At 63.8% G+C, this 1,604-nt stretch carries 2 protein-coding genes; both read right to left on the minus strand.

Annotated features, from left to right (window positions below):
- Positions 1-211: 211 nt before the first annotated feature.
- A complete protein-coding gene (locus DVW87_RS17615; protein ID WP_114689070.1) occupies positions 212-670 on the minus strand; it encodes a T6SS immunity protein Tdi1 domain-containing protein in 459 nt (152 codons plus the stop codon).
- A gap of 68 nt (positions 671-738) precedes the next feature.
- Entirely contained in the window at positions 739-1,590 is an 852-nt protein-coding gene (locus tag DVW87_RS17620) for a hypothetical protein (protein WP_239017998.1), read from the minus strand.
- Positions 1,591-1,604: the final 14 nt, after the last annotated feature.

Below are 1,604 nucleotides of genomic sequence, written 5' to 3' on the forward strand. Positions count from 1 at the left end.
GTGTTGCTGCCAGTTAGAAAAGACACATTCGCCGCCAATTAGAAATGACACTCGGTTGGTAGCAGCGGGGGCAGCGTGGAGCCATCCACAAGCGCAGCGCTGACCCCGCTGTGGCACTGCCCTGTCCGGATGAACGCCCCGGACCCGCTGCGCCAGCAGTGGGCTTGGTCAAACCAGCGAATGTCGCAACCTGGTGGTGAGCTGCCGTTCGCTACTCGACCACCTTCAACGACACCGTTGAGCCGTCGGGCAGGGCCTCTAACTGTTTGAAGAGGTCAGAGCTGAAGGAAAACCACTCCTCCCAAGATGCAACCCAGACGTTCTCTGCGCTGTAGTCCCCACCGAGAATCGGCAGCGTAGTGAACGCGTAGCACTGCCCGTCCGCCAACACCTTACCAGCCCGCCGGCACTCGTCTGCCAGGGGACGTAGCTGCCACCCTTGCTCATCGTCTCGGATTATGCGCCAAAACTCTTCTTCGGACATAGCGATGCGTTCTATCGAGCATCCACCTCGGTCCAACATGTGCACCGCACCAGCACCGTCAACGAGGAACGGATCGCCGAAGAGGCTGGTGCGGAGGACTCGAGATTGTGAGGGTAGCAGCGAAGCCCACGCGGATAGATCGGGCTGGTCGGCGGCAGCAGGGAGGAAGTAGTCGGTCGCGCTCATGTGCCGATGGTGACGGCTTCATCAAACGTCTGCAACTGGGTCGAGAGCGGCCGTCAGCACCGCGAGGGTCAGCCGGCGTACTCGGCAATGCCGCGGGCAACGAGTTCCTCGTTGGATAGACGCGGCCCACGCTTCAGCTTCGGTGTGCAGAGCGTCCGCCGGTCGACCTTGGGTCCGGGCGCGGAAGTCGCCTCGGCGAACAGTCCCGCTCGCTGCGACGTGCGCGCGGGCTCGTTGTTGTTCCGCTTGCGATGGTGCGGGGTGGCCTCCTGGATGAGCCGCGCCATGGCCAGGGCAGCGTCCAGATGCTTGTTGTCGACGATGGCGGCCTGGTTCACTTGCCGCATCTTGTCGAACACCCGGTAGGGAAGGGCGTTGCCTTCGTGTCGGATCTCGATGCGACCGTCGGGGAACTCGCAGACTTGCACCCGCTTGCGCGCCAGCGCTGAGCTGACCCGGTTGGGTTCCAGGATGAACATCGCCTTGTTGTAGTGCAGCGTCAGCGATGCCGTGACGGTGCGCTCCTCGCGCCAGACCATCTCGGCCTCGATGTCCTCGTGCGGGGCAAGTGGCCGGTGCAGATCGCGCGGGTCGAACGGCGCCCTTGCGAACCGCCGGTTGTGGCGGGCCATGTAGGCGGGGAGAAAGGCATTGGCCTCCTCAATGCTGGAGATGCCCTCCAGTCGCATCGCCTTGACCAGCCGGTCCTGCAGCGTGCCGTTCGCCCGCTCGACGCGCCCCTTGGCCTGAGGCGAATTGGCGCAGATAATCTCGATGTTGAGCGCGTGGAGCGCCCGCCCGAGGTGCGTCATGCCGTCGCCGTTCGCCGAGGCCGTGTTGTTGCGGAAGGCGCTGTGCTTATCGGAGTACAAGGCGACCGGCTTGCCGTGACGCTCGATATATGTCCGGGTCGCCCGCATATACGAGAAGGTAC

Source organism: Sphingomonas aracearum (assembly GCF_003345355.1).
Taxonomy (GTDB): domain Bacteria; phylum Pseudomonadota; class Alphaproteobacteria; order Sphingomonadales; family Sphingomonadaceae; genus Sphingomonas; species Sphingomonas aracearum.

Coding starts and splice junctions, on each gene's coding strand:
- DVW87_RS17615 (WP_114689070.1), bottom strand. CDS start 670: ATGAGCGCGACCGACTACTTCCTCCCTGCTGCCGCCGACCAGCCCGAT.
- DVW87_RS17620 (WP_239017998.1), bottom strand. CDS start 1,590: ATGCGGGCGACCCGGACATATATCGAGCGTCACGGCAAGCCGGTCGCC.